The sequence below is a fragment of the Xylanibacter muris genome (assembly GCF_013166605.1).
GTDB lineage: Bacteria > Bacteroidota > Bacteroidia > Bacteroidales > Bacteroidaceae > Prevotella > Prevotella muris.
Genome location: NZ_JABKKF010000004.1, coordinates 1 through 20621 on the forward strand (window position 1 = coordinate 1; position 20621 = coordinate 20621).

Annotated in this window: 13 protein-coding genes; 9 read left to right on the top strand and 4 right to left on the bottom strand. The window is 46.3% G+C overall.

All coding sequences use genetic code 11. From position 1 onward, the window contains the following. Window positions 1-266 precede the first annotated feature (266 nt). Together HPS56_RS05425 and HPS56_RS05430 are read left to right on the top strand one after the other, a co-directional pair. Window positions 267-569: a hypothetical protein gene (locus tag HPS56_RS05425; RefSeq protein ID WP_172275142.1), complete on the top strand. Its 303-nt coding sequence runs from the start codon at window positions 267-269 to the stop codon at window positions 567-569. Window positions 570-1183: 614 nt separating this feature from the next. Further along, entirely contained in the window at window positions 1184-2701 is a 1518-nt protein-coding gene (locus HPS56_RS05430) for an endonuclease I family protein (RefSeq protein WP_172275144.1), read from the top strand. Between the two features lie 89 nt (window positions 2702-2790). On the opposite strand, the gene HPS56_RS05435 is transcribed toward HPS56_RS05430, so the two are convergent. Together HPS56_RS05435 and HPS56_RS05440 are read right to left on the bottom strand one after the other, a co-directional pair. Further along, entirely contained in the window at window positions 2791-3663 is an 873-nt protein-coding gene (locus HPS56_RS05435) for an OmpA/MotB family protein (protein ID WP_172275147.1), read from the bottom strand. 644 nt (window positions 3664-4307) lie between these two features. Continuing rightward, a complete protein-coding gene (locus tag HPS56_RS05440) occupies window positions 4308-4538 on the bottom strand; it encodes a hypothetical protein (RefSeq protein WP_172275149.1) in 231 nt (76 codons plus the stop codon). 311 nt (window positions 4539-4849) lie between these two features. Here HPS56_RS05440 and purL point away from each other — a divergent pair, with 311 nt between their 5' ends. The 7 genes from purL to HPS56_RS05475 all read left to right on the top strand — a co-directional run bounded on the left by purL (window position 4850) and on the right by HPS56_RS05475 (window position 14624). Further along, window positions 4850-8596: a phosphoribosylformylglycinamidine synthase gene (purL, locus tag HPS56_RS05445; protein WP_172275152.1), complete on the top strand. Its 3747-nt coding sequence runs from the start codon at window positions 4850-4852 to the stop codon at window positions 8594-8596. A 104-nt stretch (window positions 8597-8700) separates the two neighbouring features. Further along, complete coding sequence (locus HPS56_RS05450; protein WP_285822027.1) at window positions 8701-9249, top strand: chromate transporter; 549 nt, start codon at window positions 8701-8703, stop codon at window positions 9247-9249. Window positions 9250-9266: 17 nt separating this feature from the next. Then, a complete protein-coding gene (locus tag HPS56_RS05455; RefSeq protein ID WP_172275154.1) occupies window positions 9267-9842 on the top strand; it encodes a chromate transporter in 576 nt (191 codons plus the stop codon). Window positions 9843-9870: 28 nt separating this feature from the next. Then, complete coding sequence (locus HPS56_RS05460; RefSeq protein ID WP_172275156.1) at window positions 9871-10845, top strand: family 43 glycosylhydrolase; 975 nt, start codon at window positions 9871-9873, stop codon at window positions 10843-10845. A 78-nt stretch (window positions 10846-10923) separates the two neighbouring features. Continuing rightward, complete coding sequence (locus HPS56_RS05465) at window positions 10924-13383, top strand: alpha-L-rhamnosidase (RefSeq protein ID WP_172275158.1); 2460 nt, start codon at window positions 10924-10926, stop codon at window positions 13381-13383. Between the two features lie 24 nt (window positions 13384-13407). After that, window positions 13408-14160 carry a tRNA threonylcarbamoyladenosine dehydratase gene (locus tag HPS56_RS05470; RefSeq protein WP_172275159.1) on the top strand — a complete coding sequence of 251 codons (753 nt, stop codon included), beginning with the start codon at window positions 13408-13410 and terminating at the stop codon, window positions 14158-14160. After that, a complete protein-coding gene (locus HPS56_RS05475; RefSeq protein ID WP_172275160.1) occupies window positions 14157-14624 on the top strand; it encodes a nucleoside deaminase in 468 nt (155 codons plus the stop codon). The genes HPS56_RS05470 and HPS56_RS05475 overlap by 4 nt, the downstream gene beginning before the upstream one ends. Window positions 14625-15429: 805 nt before the next feature. On the opposite strand, the gene HPS56_RS05480 is transcribed toward HPS56_RS05475, so the two are convergent. Together HPS56_RS05480 and HPS56_RS05485 are read right to left on the bottom strand one after the other, a co-directional pair. Then, window positions 15430-17202, bottom strand: coding sequence for a RagB/SusD family nutrient uptake outer membrane protein (locus HPS56_RS05480; RefSeq protein WP_172275161.1), 1773 nt, complete (start codon window positions 17200-17202; stop codon window positions 15430-15432). A gap of 21 nt (window positions 17203-17223) precedes the next feature. Then, window positions 17224-20277, bottom strand: coding sequence for a SusC/RagA family TonB-linked outer membrane protein (locus tag HPS56_RS05485; RefSeq protein WP_172275162.1), 3054 nt, complete (start codon window positions 20275-20277; stop codon window positions 17224-17226). Between the last annotated feature and the right edge of the window lie 344 nt (window positions 20278-20621).

The following is a 20621-nucleotide window of genomic DNA, read 5'->3' on the forward strand; positions in this document are numbered from 1 at the left end:
CAAAGGCCTTTTTTCTAATCCTATTCGGAACGCAAAAAACCTGTAACGGACGGACCATAAAAAAGGCCGCCCGAAACCGCAATATGAAATTGCGCATCTGTACTACTTCTCTCTGTCTCAGTCTTTCAAAGAACTCTTTATCATATATGCCAAACAGGCGACTCACCTGAAAAGCGAGTGCAAAGGTAACAACTTTAAAACAAACGACAAAGAGGGAGATGGAAAATGTTTATAAAATTAACAAATATTTAGAAAACAAACGGAAAATGGAGGGAAGAGAGAAACGCGAAGGAAGAGGAAGGATGACGGACCGAAGGAGGGCATACTATAGGAAAAGGGAACACATATATTATAGGAGAAGGATATATATCAGGAGAAGGAAACATATATATAATGTACGCGAGGAGGAGCGGGACGGAGACGGGGGCGCGGCAGGCCGAGAGGACGACGAAGGACGAAAGCGAGGGGAGACGGAGGGAGGCGCGGGGACAACGAAGGAGGGGAAGGAGACGGCGGAAAGGGCGCACGGGCACCGGAAGGACAAGAGACGGCACCGGCGGGATTTTTAAAAAAAACATTACACAGACAAGCGCATGTAATATTCTCTTACGGTGAATGGCATGTTCATCGCCAGAGAACATGCCATTCACCGGTCATGAACAGGCCATTCACTGAAAGAGAATGACACCCCCTTTTCCGGACCCTGTTTCAACGGACACGAACATCCTGTATATCAGATGGTTACAAAATTCAAGGAAACCACGAAAAGGAAGCTAAGGATATAATAGGATTTTTTATTACAAAACAAAAGGGAAAATGTAGGTTATAAGAAAAACATTCAAGTATTACAAAACGAACAGTCTTCATTTTGCTTATCATGATGACACTCATAAATGCCATATACTGTCATTCGCATAACGGACATTTTCATCAAACCAATGTTTATCGGCATAAGAAAGCAAAGAAATAATGTTTTTAAAGAATGTTGTTGGGATTTAAGAATTAAAACATTAACTTTGCAAATTCAACGCACACACATTTTACATGCGAGATATGCGTGACTATGATTGTAACAACGTCCGAATACTAAAACAAGCAGCAAGCCGAATGCAGAAGCCGGAGGCATCTTGACTATGCAGAGGCAAAACGTTTATTCAAAAACGAAGTTTAAAATAAAAAATCTATGAAGAAAAGTTATCTCAAAGCATTACTGACAACAGCATTTACAATAACATCCGCATCCGGCATGGCACAAATACCGGAAGGATACTACTCTTCACTGAAAGGGAAAAAAGGTGCAGAACTTAAAACCGCCATACACAATATCATAAAAAACGCGAAAGTTCTGGACTACGGCAGCGGGCAAAACCACACATGGTGGGGATTCTATGTCACAGACATGGATGATGACGGCTATGTGATAGACAGATACAGCAACATAAAAACAATGTTCGGAAACAGAGGCTCGGCAGCAGACGGAAAGAACATAGAACACTCCTTTCCCAAAAGCTGGTGGGGGGGCTCTACGCGACAGGCATATAAAGATCTTTTCAACCTTATGCCAAGCGACTCAAAGGCCAACTCATCGAAAAGCAACTACGGCATGGGAGTGGTCAAGGGAAATCCTTCATACGACAACGGATGTATAAAAGTAGGCAACGGAACAGAAGGTTTCAGAGTATGGCAGCCCAACAACCGGTGGAAAGGCGATTTTGCACGTGGGTACATGTATATGGCCACAGCATATCAGGATTATACATGGGAAAACGCAGAAGCCCTGCATTCACTTCAACAGGGCAGCTACCCTACTCTAAAGAAATGGGCATACGAACTGTATATAAAATGGGCAAAGGAGGACTTTGTAGACGAAGTGGAAATAAAACGCAACAACGAAGTGTATAAGATACAGGGCAACCGCAATCCGTACATTGACTTCCCCAACCTGATGGAATACGTATGGGGAGACAGCGTGGACTACGCCTTCGATCCTGCAACTACAATGAAGTCGTCTGATTATAATGGAGGCAGCGGAGAAACTCCGGACGAACCTACAGAGAAAACGGTATATTCATACAGATTCACGGCAGAAAACGGAAACTGTACAAGCGAGACCCAAATACAACCGTCAACGGTGGACGAAGTGTGGACACGCAGCACAAGTTACGGATGGACCGCAACATCATACAACGGCTCCACAAAGAAACGTTCTGAGGCCGATGCCACACTATATACTCCTGAAATAGACCTTACCAACATGCAATCGGCAACAATGAATATAGAGCATGCCGTAAACTTCGCATCGCCAAACACACCGGCACAGATATTATCTATAACCGTGAGCTACAATGGAACGAAAACCGAACTCGACGGGGACATCTGGCCGGACGGCAAATCATGGACATTCAGGAAAGTTGAAGACATAGACCTGTCGTCGTTCTGCGGCCAAAAGGTAAAAATCGGCTTCCGGTACACAAGCACATCAAGCGTGGCATGCACATGGGAGATAAGGAGCATGACTGTAAAAGGCATTACCAAGGGAACAGGCATAGAGTCTGCCGAACAGGATATTGACATGTCAAAGCCATACGAGACCTATTCTCTTGACGGAAAAAAGCTCGACAACGGCAGCCCATACAAGGGCATAGTGATAATAAGGCAAGACGGCAAGAACAAAAAAGCCGTGATGAATAACAGACAGTGACAACAACGACACATACGAAAACAATAATGCCCTGATTCCTGCATGATTAGGAATCAGGGCATTATCATTTATAACCGAAAACAACAGAATCATTCTGCGTCAGGAGCCTTGTCAATCAAATCCATAAACTGGTCGAGTTTCGGTGTGATGATAATCTGTGTGCGGCGGTTACGCTGCCTTGCCACATCGGAACTGTTGTTTGTAACAGGATTATACTCTCCACGTCCACCGGCTGTAAGACGCTTTGGATCCACGCCATACTGGTTTTGCAACGCCTGCACTACGCTTGACGCACGCAAACAGGAGAGGTCCCAGTTGTTGCGTATATTCTTCATTGAAGCGGCAGAAGCGTTCACAGGAACATTATCAGTATTACCTTCGATAAGAACATCGTAGTCCTTGTAGTCCTTGATAATCTTCGCAATTTTGCTCAATGTCTCGGCAGCGCGGTCATTAATCTCATAGCTTCCGCTTCTATAAAGCATATTGTCGGCAAGCGAAATATATACGACTCCCTTAAGCACCTGTACATCCACTTCCTTCATTTCCTCCCTGCTCAAAGAACGGGTAAGGTTATTTGTAAGCACCATATTAAGAGAATCACTCTTGCTCTTCACCTCAACAAGATGCCGGATGTACTGGTTTGACTCATTTATCTGGTCAACAAGCTTCTCTATGCTGATATTATTCTGGCTTGCGTTCGTAAGACTCTTGTCAAGAGAATTCTGCAATGACGCATAGGCCTTTTTCTGCGCCGCAAGCAATTCCTTTTGCGCCGCAAGCTGCTCTTCAAGGCTAACCACACGTGCCTTGCTGGCCGCAAGCTGTTCCTTGGCATCCTGATAGTTGCGCGTAAGTTCCTTGTTCTCTGTCTGACAATTCACCAAATCTTTCTTGCTGGCACAACCTGTAGCCAACAAACATGCTGCCAAAAGAGGCAGAACCATTGTTTTTTTATTCATCTCTTTATACTTTATTGTTATCTTAAATTCATTTAAATTATCCCTTTGAATTTGCAAAGTTATTTATATGACGAACAAAAACATAGAAAGTGATAGCAAATTAATCTTATTTAACGGGAATCAACACAATCATCAATATCGTTGCCTTTATAGGACAATATATACACTGTTATCAGACACCTGTCTTTTAACAACTATAAAGTTGCCTGATACAACAACATGGCATGGATTGCATCCGTGATATAGGAATTTTCCTTTGGCACGCGACAGCCGGAAAACATACATTCTAATAAACAGCTCAGTTGTAATATACATTGTACACATCGCAAAGCGATGTCCCTACTTGTTGGATAAGCATTTTCATACACCCCTAACACCTCCACATTCGCTTCCTGTCTCTCCCCTTTGGGGATTTGGAAGGGCTCTTCCATACACGCTTCCTTTCTGCTCCTATTTTCTGAGGGAGACGGAGGGTGTCTTAGCGATGTCTTACATTTACTGATGAGTCATACATTTATCCGTTGGCCCATCTTTTTCAAATCCATCATCTTGCCGACGAATCGTTTGAATATAAATAATATGGAAAGGCATTATATAAAATAACGCTTCTTTCATATATCAAAAAAATATATTCTTCTTATGCTCTAAAACTGAAATATCTGAAGAACCTTTGCTATTGTTTTGGAATGCTTTATCTTCCACGCGCCATAAAGCTGCCTTATGTTCTGAGGCAACTTGTTCGCATCACGTAAAGCACTGAGAAATTCTCTCAACGGACGCCCCGGTTTTGAATTATCATCACTCATCAATCCGGCACGCTCCAATTCCTTGTTGGCCTCAATCTCATCTATTTCCACTTTACCTGTTCTAAGCATATATGAATCAAGGCAATCCTGGATATTCTGAACATTAATACTACAATTTAACATAAGCCTTTATTTTTAAAATGATTCGATAATAAGTTTATGCAAATATACTCATAAACAGAACACATAACAACTATATTTTTCATATTTGTGAAACATTAACACATTTATTAACAAAAAGTCTTCAAATTGTTATTTATCGAACAATAAACATATACAATAGAACAACAGCACCGGCAAAATATAATATCATTGATTTCATTTAATCGGATTTTTGTATTAACTTTGCAGCAGAAAATTCATAATAATATATAAAAGGTATGATACTTTTTTTCAAGACTCCCCAAAAGAGCGTGATAGCAACTGAGACCAACCATCAGCTGACTCACGAAGAGATTAATGAACTTTGTTGGCTTTATGGAGACGCGACCCTTGTAGAAAGCGATACTATCAACGGTTTCTTCATAGGTCCTCGCCGTGAGATGATCACTCCTTGGAGTACGAATGCCGTAGAGATTACCCAGAACATGAGTCTCAACGGCATTTCACGCATAGAAGAATATTTCCCCGTAAATTCAAAGGACGCGGATCACGATCCTATGCTTCAAAGAATGTACGAGGGTCTTGACCAGGATATCTTTACGATAAACCACCAGCCGGAACCAATCAAGCATGTCGATAACCTTGAGGAATATAACGAGCAGGAAGGTCTCGCATTGTCTAAAGAAGAAATAGAATATCTGCACAAGATAGAGAAAGAGTTGGGACGTCCGCTCACAGACTCTGAAATCTTCGGTTTTGCACAGATAAACTCCGAGCACTGCCGCCACAAGATTTTCGGAGGAACATTTATTATCGACGGACAGGAAATGGAATCAAGCCTGTTTGCAATGATAAAGAAAACCACGAACGAGAATCCCAACAAGATTCTGTCGGCGTACAAAGATAATGTGGCGTTTGCCCAGGGGCCGGTGGTGGAACAGTTTGCTCCAAGCGACCAAAGCACAAGCGACTATTTTGTAATCAAAGACATAGAAAGCGTTATATCGCTTAAAGCCGAGACACACAACTTCCCGACAACTGTAGAACCTTTCAACGGAGCAGCAACAGGCACCGGAGGTGAAATACGCGACAGAATGGGTGGCGGAACCGGTTCGTGGCCCATAGCGGGAACAGCCGTTTACATGACAGCCTATCCGAGACTGCACGACAACGGTTCCGACAGCACAAGAGACTGGGAGGATATCCTGCCCGTGCGTCAATGGCTGTATCAGACACCGGAGCAAATCCTTATAAAGGCATCAAACGGTGCGAGCGACTTCGGCAACAAGTTCGGGCAACCGCTCATCTGCGGTTCTGTGCTCACATTCGAACATAAAGAGAGCAATGAAAAATACGCATACGACAAAGTCATCATGCTTGCCGGAGGCGTGGGCTACGGCACCAAACGCGACTGTCTGAAGAAAGAGCCGCAGACAGGCAACAAAGTTGTTGTCGTTGGCGGTGACAACTACCGCATAGGACTTGGCGGCGGCTCCGTATCCTCCGTCGACACCGGCCGTTACTCAAACGGCATCGAGCTAAACGCCGTTCAGCGTGCAAATCCGGAAATGCAGAAACGGGCATACAACCTTGTACGCGCATTATGCGAGGAAGATACAAATCCTGTGGTAAGTATTCACGACCATGGTTCTGCCGGTCATCTGAACTGCCTGTCAGAGCTTGTCGAGGAATGCGGAGGACGCATAGACATGACAAAGTTGCCTATAGGCGACAAGACCCTCAGTTCCAAGGAAATCATTGCCAATGAAAGTCAGGAACGAATGGGGCTCCTTATCGACGAGAAGCATATAGACCATGTGCGCATGATAGCAGAACGCGAGCGCGCCCCGATGTATGTAGTCGGTGAGACTACCGGTGACGCCCACTTCTCTTTCGTACAGGGTGACGGTGTGAAACCGTTCGACCTTGACGTGGCACAGATGTTCGGACACTCTCCCAAAACCATAATGACAGACGAGACAGTGGAACGCCATTATGAGGACGTAACATATTCATACGACCCCTCCACCGATTTCGGTTCACAACTCGACAACTATGTTGAGCGCGTATTACAGCTGGAGGCCGTAGCCTGCAAAGACTGGCTTACAAACAAGGTCGACCGCTCGGTTACCGGAAAGATCGCACGTCAGCAGTGTCAGGGACGCATCCAGTTGCCTCTCAGCGACTGCGGTGTAGTGGCATTGGACTACCGTGGGAAAAAAGGTATAGCGACATCAATAGGCCATGCCCCACAAGCCGGACTGGCATCTCCCGAGGCAGGCAGCGTACTTTCAGTAGCCGAGGCTCTCACCAATATTGTATGGGCTCCTCTTGCCGACGGAATGGACAGTCTGAGTCTTTCTGCAAACTGGATGTGGCCGTGCCGCTCACAGAAAGGCGAGGACGCACGCCTTTATACGGCAGTAAAAGCCCTGTCTGATTTCTGTTGCGCAATACAAGTGAATGTGCCGACAGGCAAAGATTCCCTCTCACTCTCTCAGCAGTATCCCAACGGAGAGAAAATAATATCTCCGGGAACAGTTATAGTAAGCGCCGGAGGTGAAGTTTCAGATATAAGAAAAGTAGTGTCACCTGTGCTCGTCAACGACAAGAACACATCCATATACCACATAGACTTCTCTTTCGACAAGCAACGCCTCGGTGGCAGTGCGTTTGCACAAAGCCTTGGAAAGATTGGCGATGATGTGCCGACAGTGAAAAATCCCGAATACTTCCGCGATGCGTTCCACGCTGTTCAGGAACTTGTAAAGCGCGGATGGATAATGGCCGGCCACGACATCTCTGCCGGTGGTATGATAACCGCCCTTCTTGAAATGTGCTTCGCCAATACTGCAGGTGGCGCAAGCATAAACCTTTACAACATCTGCAGCGACGGAGATATTGTGAAAACGCTGATGGCTGAGAATCCGGGAGTCATCGTTGAAATCAGCGACAAGCATAAGGACGATTTCTACGCGTTCATGGAAGATACCGGTGTAGGCTTTGCAAAAATAGGATACCCAACCCCCGATAACCGCACAATAACGGTTAAGCTGGACAACTTCGAACACGAATTTGATATAGACAAGCTCCGCGACGTATGGTACAGGACATCATATCTGCTCGACAGGAAACAAAGCATGAACGGATGTGCTGAGGAACGATTTGCAAACTATAAGCGTCAACCTGTTGAAATGAAGTTCAGCAACGGTTTCACAGGCAAGCTCGCACAATACGGCATCAGTGCGGAGCGCCGCAAACCAAGCGGAATAAAGGCCGCCATCATCCGCGAAAAGGGCACAAACGGAGAACGCGAAATGGCATATTCTCTTTATCTTGCCGGCTTTGACGTTAAAGATGTTATGATGACCGATCTCATAAGCGGACGTGAGACTCTTGAGGACATCAATATGATTGTGTTCTGCGGAGGATTCTCAAACAGCGATGTATTAGGCTCTGCAAAAGGATGGGCCGGAGCATTCCTTTATAACCCGAAAGCCAAGGAAGCCCTTGACAAATTCTACGCCCGTAAGGACACCCTATCACTGGGTATATGCAATGGTTGTCAGCTGATGGTTGAGCTTAATCTTCTCAATCCGGAACATGAAAACCGTGCAAGAATGCAGCACAACAACTCCCGCAAGTTTGAAAGCGAGTTTATCAGCCTGAGGATTCCACAAAACAACAGTGTCATGTTCGGTTCATTGGGAGGATGCAAGCTCGGTCTGTGGGTTGCCCACGGTGAAGGCAAGTTCTCACTTCCCGAACCGGAGGATAAATACAACGTAATTGCCAAATACAACTATGAAGGATATCCGGGAAATCCTAACGGTTCCGACTACAATGTCGCAGGTATATGCAGTGCGGACGGCCGTCATCTGGCAATGATGCCTCACCTTGAACGTGCAATATTCCCCTGGCAGAACGCATGGTATCCTGACAACCGCCGCGATGACGAAGTGACTCCATGGATTGAGGCTTTCGTAAATGCGCGCAAATGGGTTGAAAGGAAAATAAGCCAGTAACGGAACCATACTAAAAACAAAATACACATTTTCTTATTAATCTTTAATGCTGCGCCACTGTTCTTATGAACTTCCGGCGCAGCTTTTTCAATTAACAGCACATCGTGAAAGACAATATATACACAGACTGTTTCAAGACATTCTTCAAGATAGGATTGTTTACTCTTGGGGGCGGGTACGCCATGATACCCATTATAGAGTCTGAGATTGTTGATAAACGGAAATGGGTGACAAAGGAAGATTTCATAGATATTCTTGCCATCTCACAAAGCTGTCCGGGCGTGTTTGCCATAAATATAAGCACCTTTATAGGCTACAAGCTCAGAAAAACACGCGGAGCAATATGCGCTACAATAGGTACAGCACTCCCGTCGTTCATCATCATACTGCTTATAGCAATGTTTTTCCGCCAGTTTCAAGACAATAAAGCCGTGGCGGCAATGTTCCGTGGAATACGTCCGGCCGTGGTGGCACTCATTGCCGTTCCAACATTCAATCTTGCTAAAAGTGCAAAAATAGGACTGGCAAACTGTTGGATACCTATCATGTCCGCTCTTGCCATCTGGGCTTTCGGAGTATCTCCGATACTCATAATACTACTTGCTGCCATAGGAGGCTATGTGTACGGCAAATTTATAAAACCAACAGAATAAAAAACGATTCTGCAATTATGATCTATATCTATCTTTTCATAACATTCTTCCAAATAGGGCTTTTCGGATTCGGAGGTGGCTACGGCATGCTTTCATTAATCCAAACCGAAGTGGTACACCGCTGGCACTGGCTCTCCACAAGTGAGTTCACGGATATTGTGGCAATCAGCCAGATGACACCAGGACCAATAGGAATAAACAGTGCCACCTACTGTGGCTATACAGCCATACATAATGCCGGTATGAGCAACACCATGGCCATTCTTGGAAGCGCCACCGCCACGTTCGCCCTCGTACTCCCCTCTCTTATCCTCATGATTATCATAAGCAAAATGTTTATGAAATATATGAACACCCCGGCCGTACAAAGCATATTCACCGGTCTCCGCCCTGCCGTTGCCGGTCTCCTCGGAGCCGCAACACTTCTACTTATGACTCCCGAAAACTTTTCCACTCCAAGTGAAAGTCCATGGCAGTTCTGGATAAGCTGCGCATTGTTTGCAGCAACATTCATCGGCACGATGTTCCTTAAAATCAATCCTATAAAAATGATTGGCTACTGTGCTGCGGCCGGTCTATTGCTATTATACTGAATAAAAAAACTCCAAAACATAACGCATTATGAACATAAAAACCATTATACTGACAACGGCAACAGTACTGTCAGTAAACATACAAGCCCAATCACTCCGCCACACAGACATACCGGCAACAGACACACTAATGGTGCACGATCCTGTGATGGCATTCGACGGAAAACGATATCATGTATTCAGCACCGGACACGGCATACAACACGCCATTTCCAACAACAGGAAGAGTTGGACGCTTGCCGGTCCTGTAATGAGTGTCATACCTCAATGGACACACGACTCTGTGCCCGGATTCAAAAAACACGTATGGGCACCGGACATTATCCGCCACCGAGGCAAATGGTGGATGGCCTACAGCTGCTCCACCTTCGGCAAAAACACATCGGCAATCGGACTGATGTCCGCCGACAGACTTGAGCCCGGCACAATATGGAATGACCACGGTGCAATAGTATGTTCAAAGGGAAAACGGGACAACTGGAACGCCATCGATCCTAATTTCGTTATCGACGGCAACGGTGAGGCATGGCTTGCCTACGGCTCTTTTTGGGACGGCATACAGATTGTGAGGCTCGACACTTCCATGCACATTGCAAAGGGTGAAAAACCGCACACTATCGCAAGACGCAAGACTGACGGGAATGCCAATCCAGTGGAAGCACCTTTCATTTTCAAACATGACGGTTATTATTATCTGTTTGTATCTTGGGACTACTGTTGTCGTGGAATGGAAAGCACCTATAAAGTGGCTGTAGGACGAAGCCGCCATGTTGCAGGCCCGTATACCGGCCCCGACGGAAAGGACATGAACGAAGGAGGAGGTCTTGTAATATTTGAAGGAGACAAGAAAAAACTTGAGGCCGCCGGCCATTGTGCCGTATACCGTTTTGACAATGAAGACATTTTTATATGCCACGGATACAGCATCGCACGCAACGGAGCTTCCATCCTCATAGAAAAAACCATCACCTGGGACGACAAGGGGTGGCCGGTGCTCAAATAACAACGGCATATACTAACCGATTCCTTTATACATAAAACGGTAAATTATCAAATATACTACTGACTTACAATAAAAAAAATGAAAACTTCCGATCTGACAAAGAACATAATAATCGCACTGACACTGGGAATCACGGCAACAGCCAATGCTTATGCAGAAAAAAGCATAGGGAGGGCACAATGGATAACCGGCAACAAACACGCCGTAATGAATGCTGGCAAAGCGAAAGAAGACATGGGTATGCCTCTGTTCCGTAAAACAATTATAATAGATACGAATGTGGAAAATGCCGTGATAAGGGCCTCCGCACTGGGTATCTACGACATTATTGTAAACGGAAAGCATATCGACGGACATCAACTGAAACCGGGATGGACAGACTACCGGAAAGAAGTGACATATCAGTCAACCGACCTCACTCCATATCTTCACAAAGGAAAAAACGAGATACAGGCACAACTCAGCCACGGGTGGTGGAGCGGAGGCATCAGCCGTGGCGTTTACGGCAATAACCCACAGATGGCATTCATGGCCGAAATAGAAATAAACGGCAATATTGTCGCATCGACAGACACCACATGGGAATACACCAATGAGGGACCGCTTATATCTGGTGACATATACAACGGAGAAATCTATGACGCACGCCGTATTCCGTCAAACTGGCTGGCTGCCGACACCATTTGTGACATAAATGCAAATATCATTCCGTTTGAAGGACCGGAAGTGCGCATACGCGACAAACGGCTGTGGCGTCATCCGCAGTCGATAACAGTATACAGCAGCACCATTCCCACAGGAACGGCCTTCGGAATGATAAAAACAGACAGGGTCATCAAAAACAAGAAATTCACACTTCACAAAGGAGAGACCGCCGTGGTAGACCTCGGCCAGAACATGGTAGGCTGGATTGCCTTTGAGGCCAAAGCGCAAAAGGGAGTTACAATGGAGCTTTGTCATGGTGAGATGCTCAACGACAACGGTGACCAAAAAGGACGTCTCGACGACGGACCCGGCGGCAGCGTATGGACATATAATCTTAGAAAAGCACAATCAAGAATATCATATACCTTCAACGGCAACAGCAAAGGAGAGAAATACCATCCGCGACACACGTTCATGGGATTCAGATATGTATCAATAAAAGCCACAGACGATGTCGAGATACGCAGCATAACGGGACAGGTGGTAGGCTCGGAAATAACGGAATGGGGAGAATTCGAATGCTCCGATACTGATATCAACCGCCTTTACAGAAATATATGGTGGGGCCAAAGAGGCAATTTTCTAAGCATACCCACCGACTGTCCTCAACGCGACGAACGGCTTGGATGGACCGGTGACACCCATATCTTTGCCCGCACAGCGTTATACAACTCCGACGTGAAGGATTTCTACCGAAAATGGATGCGGGACATGCGTAACTCACAGCGCGAAGACGGAGCATATCCCGACATAGCCCCGTTTCCGAATTTTTGGGGCTTCGGTACGGGAGCATGGGGAGACGCGGGAGTGATTGTGCCATGGGTCGTATACGACATGACAGGCGACAGAAAGATTCTGGAAGAAAACTACGAGAGTATGACCCGATGGATGGAGTGGCTCGCGACACAGAAAGAAACCGTTCCTGAAAAGAAAGGCTCAACAGATTCAGTAACATACAATTACATAGGCGGAGAACCGAAGACCGGTGACTGGCTTGCATACGACGAACTGGAACGACGCTTCGTGAACATGGCATATTATGCCTATTCCGCACAACTGATGGACAGTATAAGCCGTACACTTGGCAAACGACAGGAAATGATGCGCTACAGAAAACTGTATGACAACATTGCTGAAGAATTCAGAAGAAGATATATGGAAGCCAACGGCGAACTACGGGAAAAAACGCAGACAGCATACATTCTTGCACTCAACATGAATCTGCTGCCCGAACAGTACAGAGAGGCAGCAAAGGATTCACTGCGGATGAAGATTGAGACAAACGGCTACAAACTGTCAACAGGATTCATCGGCACAGGTCTTTTATGCACCACCCTCTCAAAACTCGACATGGACGACCTCGCCTATTCACTTCTCCTGCAACGTAAAAACCCATCATGGCTGTACAGTATAGACCAAGGTGCAACCACTGTATGGGAACGGTGGGACTCATACACCAAAGAAGACGGTTTCCATAAACACCACTGGAACATGAACTCTTTCAACCACTACGCATACGGTGCCGTGGCTGAATGGATGTATGCCTACATGGCCGGCATACGGCCCGGAAAATCAGGATTCAGCCATGTAATACTGAGTCCGCATGCAGACAGACGTCCGGCAGACCATCCCACCATGGCATACCAACCGCGCATCACCTGGGCGCGTGCAAAGACACACACGCCATACGGAGACATAGAGGCATCATGGAAACTAACCTCCAAAGGCCACTATGAATACACATTCCTTATTCCTAACGGAGTTACATACAATGTTGACATACCGGGACTGACTGCCAATGACAAAGTGATTGTAAGACAAAGGAAGAAATAACAGACACAAACTCATTACGACACCATGCACACTGAAAATGACATTTTCAACAGAACAGAACTGCTTGTCGGCAGCGAGACGATGAATGCCCTCAAAGAAAAACGGGTTATAATAATAGGTATAGGAGGCGTGGGAAGCTGGTGTGCCGAATGTCTTGTACGCTCAGGCATACACAACATGACCATTGCCGACTTCGACAACGTCGCCATTACAAACGTCAACCGCCAGCTTATGGCCGTCCAATCCACGGTAGGCCTCCCAAAGGTGGAGGTGCTCAGACAACGGCTGCTTGAGATTAACCCGAACGCAAACATTACGGCCATGCATAAGGCATTCAACGAGGATACTGCGGAAAGTTTCCGTCTCGATGGCTACGACTACATAATAGACGCCATAGACAGCCTGAAAGACAAAGTGCTGCTAATACGCCTTGCCTGCGCTACCAAAGCCAAATTCTTTTCATCCATGGGCGCGGCACTGAAAATGGACCCGCAGAAGATACAGGTCGCAGAGTTCTGGAAAGTAAGGGGATGCCCGCTCGGAGCAGCATTGAGAAGGAAGTTCAAACAGACGAACATGCGTCCGGCAAGAAAATTCAAGTGTGTGTTCAGCGAAGAACTTCTGAAAAACAAAGGAACGACAGACGAACAATGCGACTACAAAGCACAGATAAACGGTTCTGTCGCCCACATCACCGGCATATTCGGCCTCACCTTGGCCGGAATGGTGATAAGCGACATTTACAACAAAAACAAAGAGGAGGAAAAACAACAATGAACAAAAAAGAACTTATGATGAGAGCCATACGCTTGTCGGAAGAAAGCGTAAGAAACGGAGGCGGCCCATTTGGAGCCGTCATAGCAAAGAACGGTGAGATTGTGGCGGAAGCGTCAAACTGCGTCACAATCAATTGTGACCCTACGGCACATGCCGAGGTGAGCGCAATAAGAGCCGCTGCAAAAAAGATGGGTACATTCAACCTCAGCGGATGCGAGATCTTCACCTCATGCGAGCCGTGCCCGATGTGTCTCGGTGCCATCTACTGGGCACATATCGACAAGATATACTATGGCAACAACCGCAAGGATGCGGCCGAAATCGGATTTGACGATGAGTTTATTTATCAGGAACTTGAACTGAAACCGGAAAACAGAAAGAAGCCGTCTGAGATTTTCATGCCAGAAGAAGCAAGGAAAGCATTCGAATTATGGAAGGACAGCGACAGCAAGACTCTATATTGACCTCTACATATATGTGTACGATAACAATAGTTTTGACTTAGGTCAAGAATAAAGGATTTTTCATTATTTCATAGTGGAAATATATTGCAGGTTTAACGCAAACTTCATACCTTTGCAACGTCAAAAGGTTAATAGATTGTTTTAGGTTAGTAGTAATATTTATAGTTTTAGGTTTTAGTTTTTGGTAGAAAGAAAGTTTTCATTAAACGGATAACGCGAGCAGCCGTGAGGCTCCTTGGAAAACAAAAAGGTTAGTATTAGTTATGAAGCCCTGTCCGCTATACTTATAGCGGCGGGTCTCAGACTAAGAAGGCAAAATAAGAATTAGAAAGGATTTTTAGTTAAACATAGGCTTGAACGTCACCGCTCGTAGAGAGTAGTGGCGTTTTTTTACATATACGTACTAAAGGAAGATCCCGCTTTTCCGCCTGACACGTGCCAAAGGCACGTCCCTACATGGAGGATGAAAGCAACAAACGGACGTTTCCGTTGAGCCCAGTTATTCATAGCCTGCGGGTTTGCGTGTCAGCCGATTTTCTACTGCCCCTTTTTCGCTTGGCAAACTTATTTGCTTTCCCCCCTGATTTTCTACTGAGCCGAAATTCTTAATCAGATATATTATAAAAGCGGGCAACATACTATCCGCATGCTGCCCGCAACAATCAGAAAAATGTTGTCTGTCTCCTGCCTATAACAATCTTTTTACCATCAACTACATATAATCATTCTTGTCTGCCGGCCCCGACATGCGGTTCTACGGCTGCGGCATGTACATTCTACGCCTTTGTTCCGGCATTTTTCAACATCAGAATGCGGGATACCCCGGATTTTGAACATATATTCCACCCGAGAAATTATATTGTGCCACAGGTATAGGAAAGTATTCCTCACCTGTCTCAAACGAAGCGTTACCGTAATATATTCGGTTATCCTTCTCAACTTCAAAATATCTGTTCATGGTTTCCTTTGCTATGCCCCAACGGACGAGGTCAAAAAAACGCTCACCTTCCATCGCCTTTTCAAGACGCATTTCGGTCCTCAGAGCCTTACGGGCATAATCCTGATTCCATCCGTCGGCAGGATACAGCCCAATCTTATAATTGGCCGCATACTTTGAAGGATCATCAAAATCTCTCACATAAGCACTGTTCATCGCACGCTGACGGACACGGTTGATAAGCCTGCGGGCCTCCTCAAGACCGTCTCCGCCTATCTCTATCAACGCCTCGGCCTTATAGAGAAGAAGATCCGCATAGCGTATAATCTGCCAGTTGAGCGCAGACGCTCCCCATGGCCATCCGTGAGTGGCCTCTTTCGACTCAGGAGAGAGCCAGAAACGCTTGGTATTATTATACCCATAGACATCGCTGTTGCGTACCCAAAGCCCACATGGCGCTTCCACATAAGTCTTGTAGCGTATTGTAGGGCGTCCCGTAACGAAGTCAAGACGCGGATCCACACAGCCTCCGACATTCTCAAGGGTATATTCCTCACCGTCTTCACTGAAAACCACCTTGCCGTAATCCGGCATACTCTGATAGTCAAATACCGGCAATCCGTCGGCATCAGTCTGATAAGCGTTTATAAGGTCCTGAGAAGGAAGGAAAAAGCCGTCGCCCTGCCACGGGCAGCCCGGCCCCGTCATGGAATTGAGAAGCATGCTCCAATTCACGCGGCCGACACCCCCGGAACCGTCATCTTTTGAAAACTGAATTGCAAACACCGATTCCGGACCATTCTCATATTCCAAAAGGTCCAGTTGCTGAAAATCATCAAGAAGCCTGTAGCCCTGCACACGATCAATAAGTTCCACAACTTCCTTAAGAAGTCCCTTATTTATATTGACCACCATGTTTGTCTGAGGGTCCTGTTCATAAGCCTGATACAATTTCACCTTAGCCGCATAGGCAAGTGCAATACGCCGGTTTATGCGGCCGGTTTCCGTCTGTGACTCAGGCAGGACTTTTGCAGCATCAACAAGGTCACCGGCAATGCGGGCCAAATGCTGCTCACGGGTAAACTCATCATTACGTACCGACGGGTAGTCGCTTTCCGGCAGCCCGACCTCCATATACGGGATACGGTTGAAAAGCCGGACAAGTTCAAAATACCAATGGTCGCGGATGACGCGTATTTCCGCTATCCTGACATTCTTCTCCTTGATTACGTCTTCATCAACATTGCCGAGAGCACGTATAGCTGAATTACAACGTGAAATACCACAGTATACATTAAACCATTTACCGTCGAGGAAACCGTTATCGGGATTGATTCTGGCTGTTTCCATATCATGCACTTCCCATAAATCAGTCTCTCCGCCTCCTCCCTTATAGGCATTGTCCGCACGCACTTCCCCATAGCTCCAGTTAGTAACGGGAAAAAGATGCGGATCGTTCGAATCGGCATAGCGGCATCCGAAAGTGGCATAGGCACTGTTCACGAGCAGGTCTACCGCCTCCGGGTCGTTCATGTTTCCGTCTGATATAATACCCTGTGGCTTATTCTCAAGAAAATCATTGCTGCACGCACTCAAAACCAGACCTGCGACGGCAGCTGTAATCATATTTTTAAGTTTCATTTATTTTATTTTTAAACGTTATTAGAAACCGACTTGAATACCAAATGTATACTGCTTCGGCATGGCATACGGATAGCCGAGACCTTCCGGATCCGCTCCACTGTATGAGGTTATTGTAAATAAGTTCTGTGCCTGGAAATATATACGTGCGTTCTTGATATACAGCTTCTCACGGATTTTCTCCGGAAGAGTGTAGCCAAGCGTAAGTGTCTTCAGACGCAGGAAAGAACCGTTCTCTATATAGTATTCCGACCCCTTGTCCTCATTGTTTGTATTGTCTACCGATGGAGCCGGAATATCAGAACTGTAATATCCCGTACGGAGATAATCGTCATAGGCAGCAGCAGCTTCGAGAAGTTTGGTTCCATGATTGCCGGTCCACAACGGGAAGAAATCGGTATAGTACTTTGAATTGTTCCATGCATCACGTATTATACTGTTGAAGAACATACTGAGGTCGAAGCCTTTCCAATTTGCACCGAGACTGATTCCAAACTGAGCCTTAGGAAGATCGCAGCCTAACCATGTACGGTCGCGGTCGCTGATCTCACCGTCACCGTCGGCATCGGCATACCGTATGCGACCCACAGCCGGAGAACCGAAGCTGACCTTATATTTAGCCTTATACTCATCAACTTCCTCCTGAGTACGGAATATCCCGTCGGTCTTATATCCCATCCATGAGCCGAGAGACTGTCCGACAATGCTCTTGTCCCTGCCGTTTCCTCCGCCCCATGTGTAATATATATCCTCCATGAGATCCGTCACCTCATTCTTCATTGCGGTGACATTCAATCCTATATTATAGCTGAGTCCGTTGGCGAGCGAATGTCGCCATTCCACAGACACTTCCACTCCCTTATTAACCATTGAGCCGCCGTTATACCAACAGTAGCCTCCCTCTCCTATTGTCGCGATATACGGCTTTTCCACAAGCATATTATCCGTTTTCTTATAGAAATAGTCAAACGAAAGCAACAGACGGCTGCTAAAAAACGATGCGTCAAAGCCGAAATTTGTCTGATATGTCTTTTCCCACGTCAGGTCAGGATTAGTGCTGCGCAGGCGCAAGGCGCCCGGCGAGAGAGTATTGCCGCCTCCCATGGCATACGCGGCGCGGTCGAGATCCATCGAGTACTTGGCATAAAAGGCGTCATTGGCTATTATGTCATTACCGTTCACACCGTATGCGCCACGTATTTTCAAGTCTGTGAGCCATGAGCGTGCGGATTCCATGAAGCTTTCCTGAGAAATGCGCCAGCCGGCCGACACCGACGGGAACCAGTCGTAGTTATGCCCGGATGAAAGACGTGATGAAGCGTCCCGGCGAAGCGTAAAGGAAACGAGGTATCTGTTGTCCCAGGCATAGTTCATCTTTCCGAAGACCGAGAACATCGAATAGTTTGAGGCTCCGGAACCGACATTCTTGTTTGCCGTCACATTAGAAAGATATATATAGTCTGTATTTTCAAGCTCAAGTCCCTTACCCTCACCGAACATATCTTCAAAGTGATTGCGCTTGGCTTCAATTCCGAGCAATGCCATGAATGAATTTTTGCCTGAATCAAGATTATACTGTGCGGTATTGGTCCATACCCAGTCCACAGTCTTGCTTGAATACTGGCGCAGATAGTTCGTCTTGTCACGAAGATTCGCAGGCGTAAAAGTCTTGTCTGTACCGTTATGATAGTTCACACCGAAGTTTGTCTTCAATATAAGGTTCTTTACCGGCTCTACAGACATATATACATTACCGAACACCCTCCAGTATTCATGCCCGTTGTTCTTCTCCTCATTAATCTGGCGCATTATGTTCGGAGTGTCGTTAAGTCCGAACGCCACCTGATCGTTATAGTTGCCTTCAGAGTCATAAACCGTTCTTGCAGGATGCATCCTGATTGCATTCTCCTCTATCCCGCCCGGAGCGTTATGCTGGCGCCACCAGTTCACAGTAGCATTTCCTCCCGCACGCAACCGGCTGTCAAGAAAAGCATAGTCCGAACTGAAACGGGCATTGGCTTTCTGAAAATCAGAGCCCTTTATTATACCGTCGTGATCAAGCCAGCTCAATGAGAGTGACGAAGACCCGTTCTCTTCCCCTTTCGAAAGCCCTATACTATAGGTCTGCATCAATGCCGTACGGTGTATTTCTTTCTCCCAATCGGTATTCTGCGGATTCACTGGAACCCCGTTTAGATTGACATACGGCTGCAGTTCCGGTGTCGCCCCGTTGCCGTACAGTTCCGAATTCGGAGTTGTACCATAAGAATACTTATATGCAGACCAATACACCTCGCCCCACTGTGCCGCACTCAGCATATCAAGACCGCTATGGTATGTCTGCAAAGTAAGCGTTGCATCAAAAGTAACCCTGCATTCACCCTTTTTCGCACGCTTGGTAGTGATGATTATGACACCATTCGCCGCCTGGGCTCCATATATTGAGGCGGAAGCCGCATCCTTTAGAACCTGTATGGACTCAACGTCATTACTGTTGAGGATAGTGCCGGGATTCTCGCGGGTCATTACTCCGTCAATGACATAAAGCGGGCCGTTGGCCTCGCCACGGAAAGAAGACGCGCCACGTATGGAAGTTCCTGTGCCGAGACCTCCCGGTGTACCGTCTGTCGTAATACTCACACCGGCCACCCTACCCTGCAGCGCCTGTATTACGTTACCTGTAGGAGTATCCGCCACATCTTTCATCTTCACCACAGATACAGAACCGGTAAGATCCGCCTTTTTCTCGGCGGAATATCCCACGACAACCACCTCATTGAGAAGTTCCTCATTCTCCTTCAGATGTATTGTCATCTGCGGTTCTGCCTTGACACTCGCCTGCACGAATCCCATGTAGGACACTTTCAAGGCCGAGCCTTCGGGAACTGAGATCTTAAAATTGCCGTCAATGTCGGTTGTGGCTCCCGTCTTCGTTGATTCACAAAGAACCGATGCCCCTATTAACGGTTCGCCATCCGTCTTCGAGAGCACCTTTCCGTGCACAGTGATGTTCTGTGCCTGCACTGCAATTGTAATAACGAACAGCAAGATTGCACTGAGGATTGTTTGTTTCATGTTTTCGGTTTTATATTTTTGGTATTGTTAATTTTACAACGCAAAATTAACGCATATAATGAAGGATAAGTATAAAATATACTGCACAGGCTATTAAAAATCAAGCCATGACGAATATTTTATAACGGATGCCGGATTTATAATAGCAAAAAGCAGGAAACGACACGGAATTCTGCAAACCGGCAGGTCTTAAATTTGAAAACGCACGGAAACAAACCGCAATAGGTATGCTTTCAAACTGCGCACAGGCCGTCGGCAACGTCCGTACAGGCTGTTTGCAATACTGTCGGCTATAGTCAGCACATCCGTCGGCTCCAGTCGACATATCAGCCGACTCCAGTCGG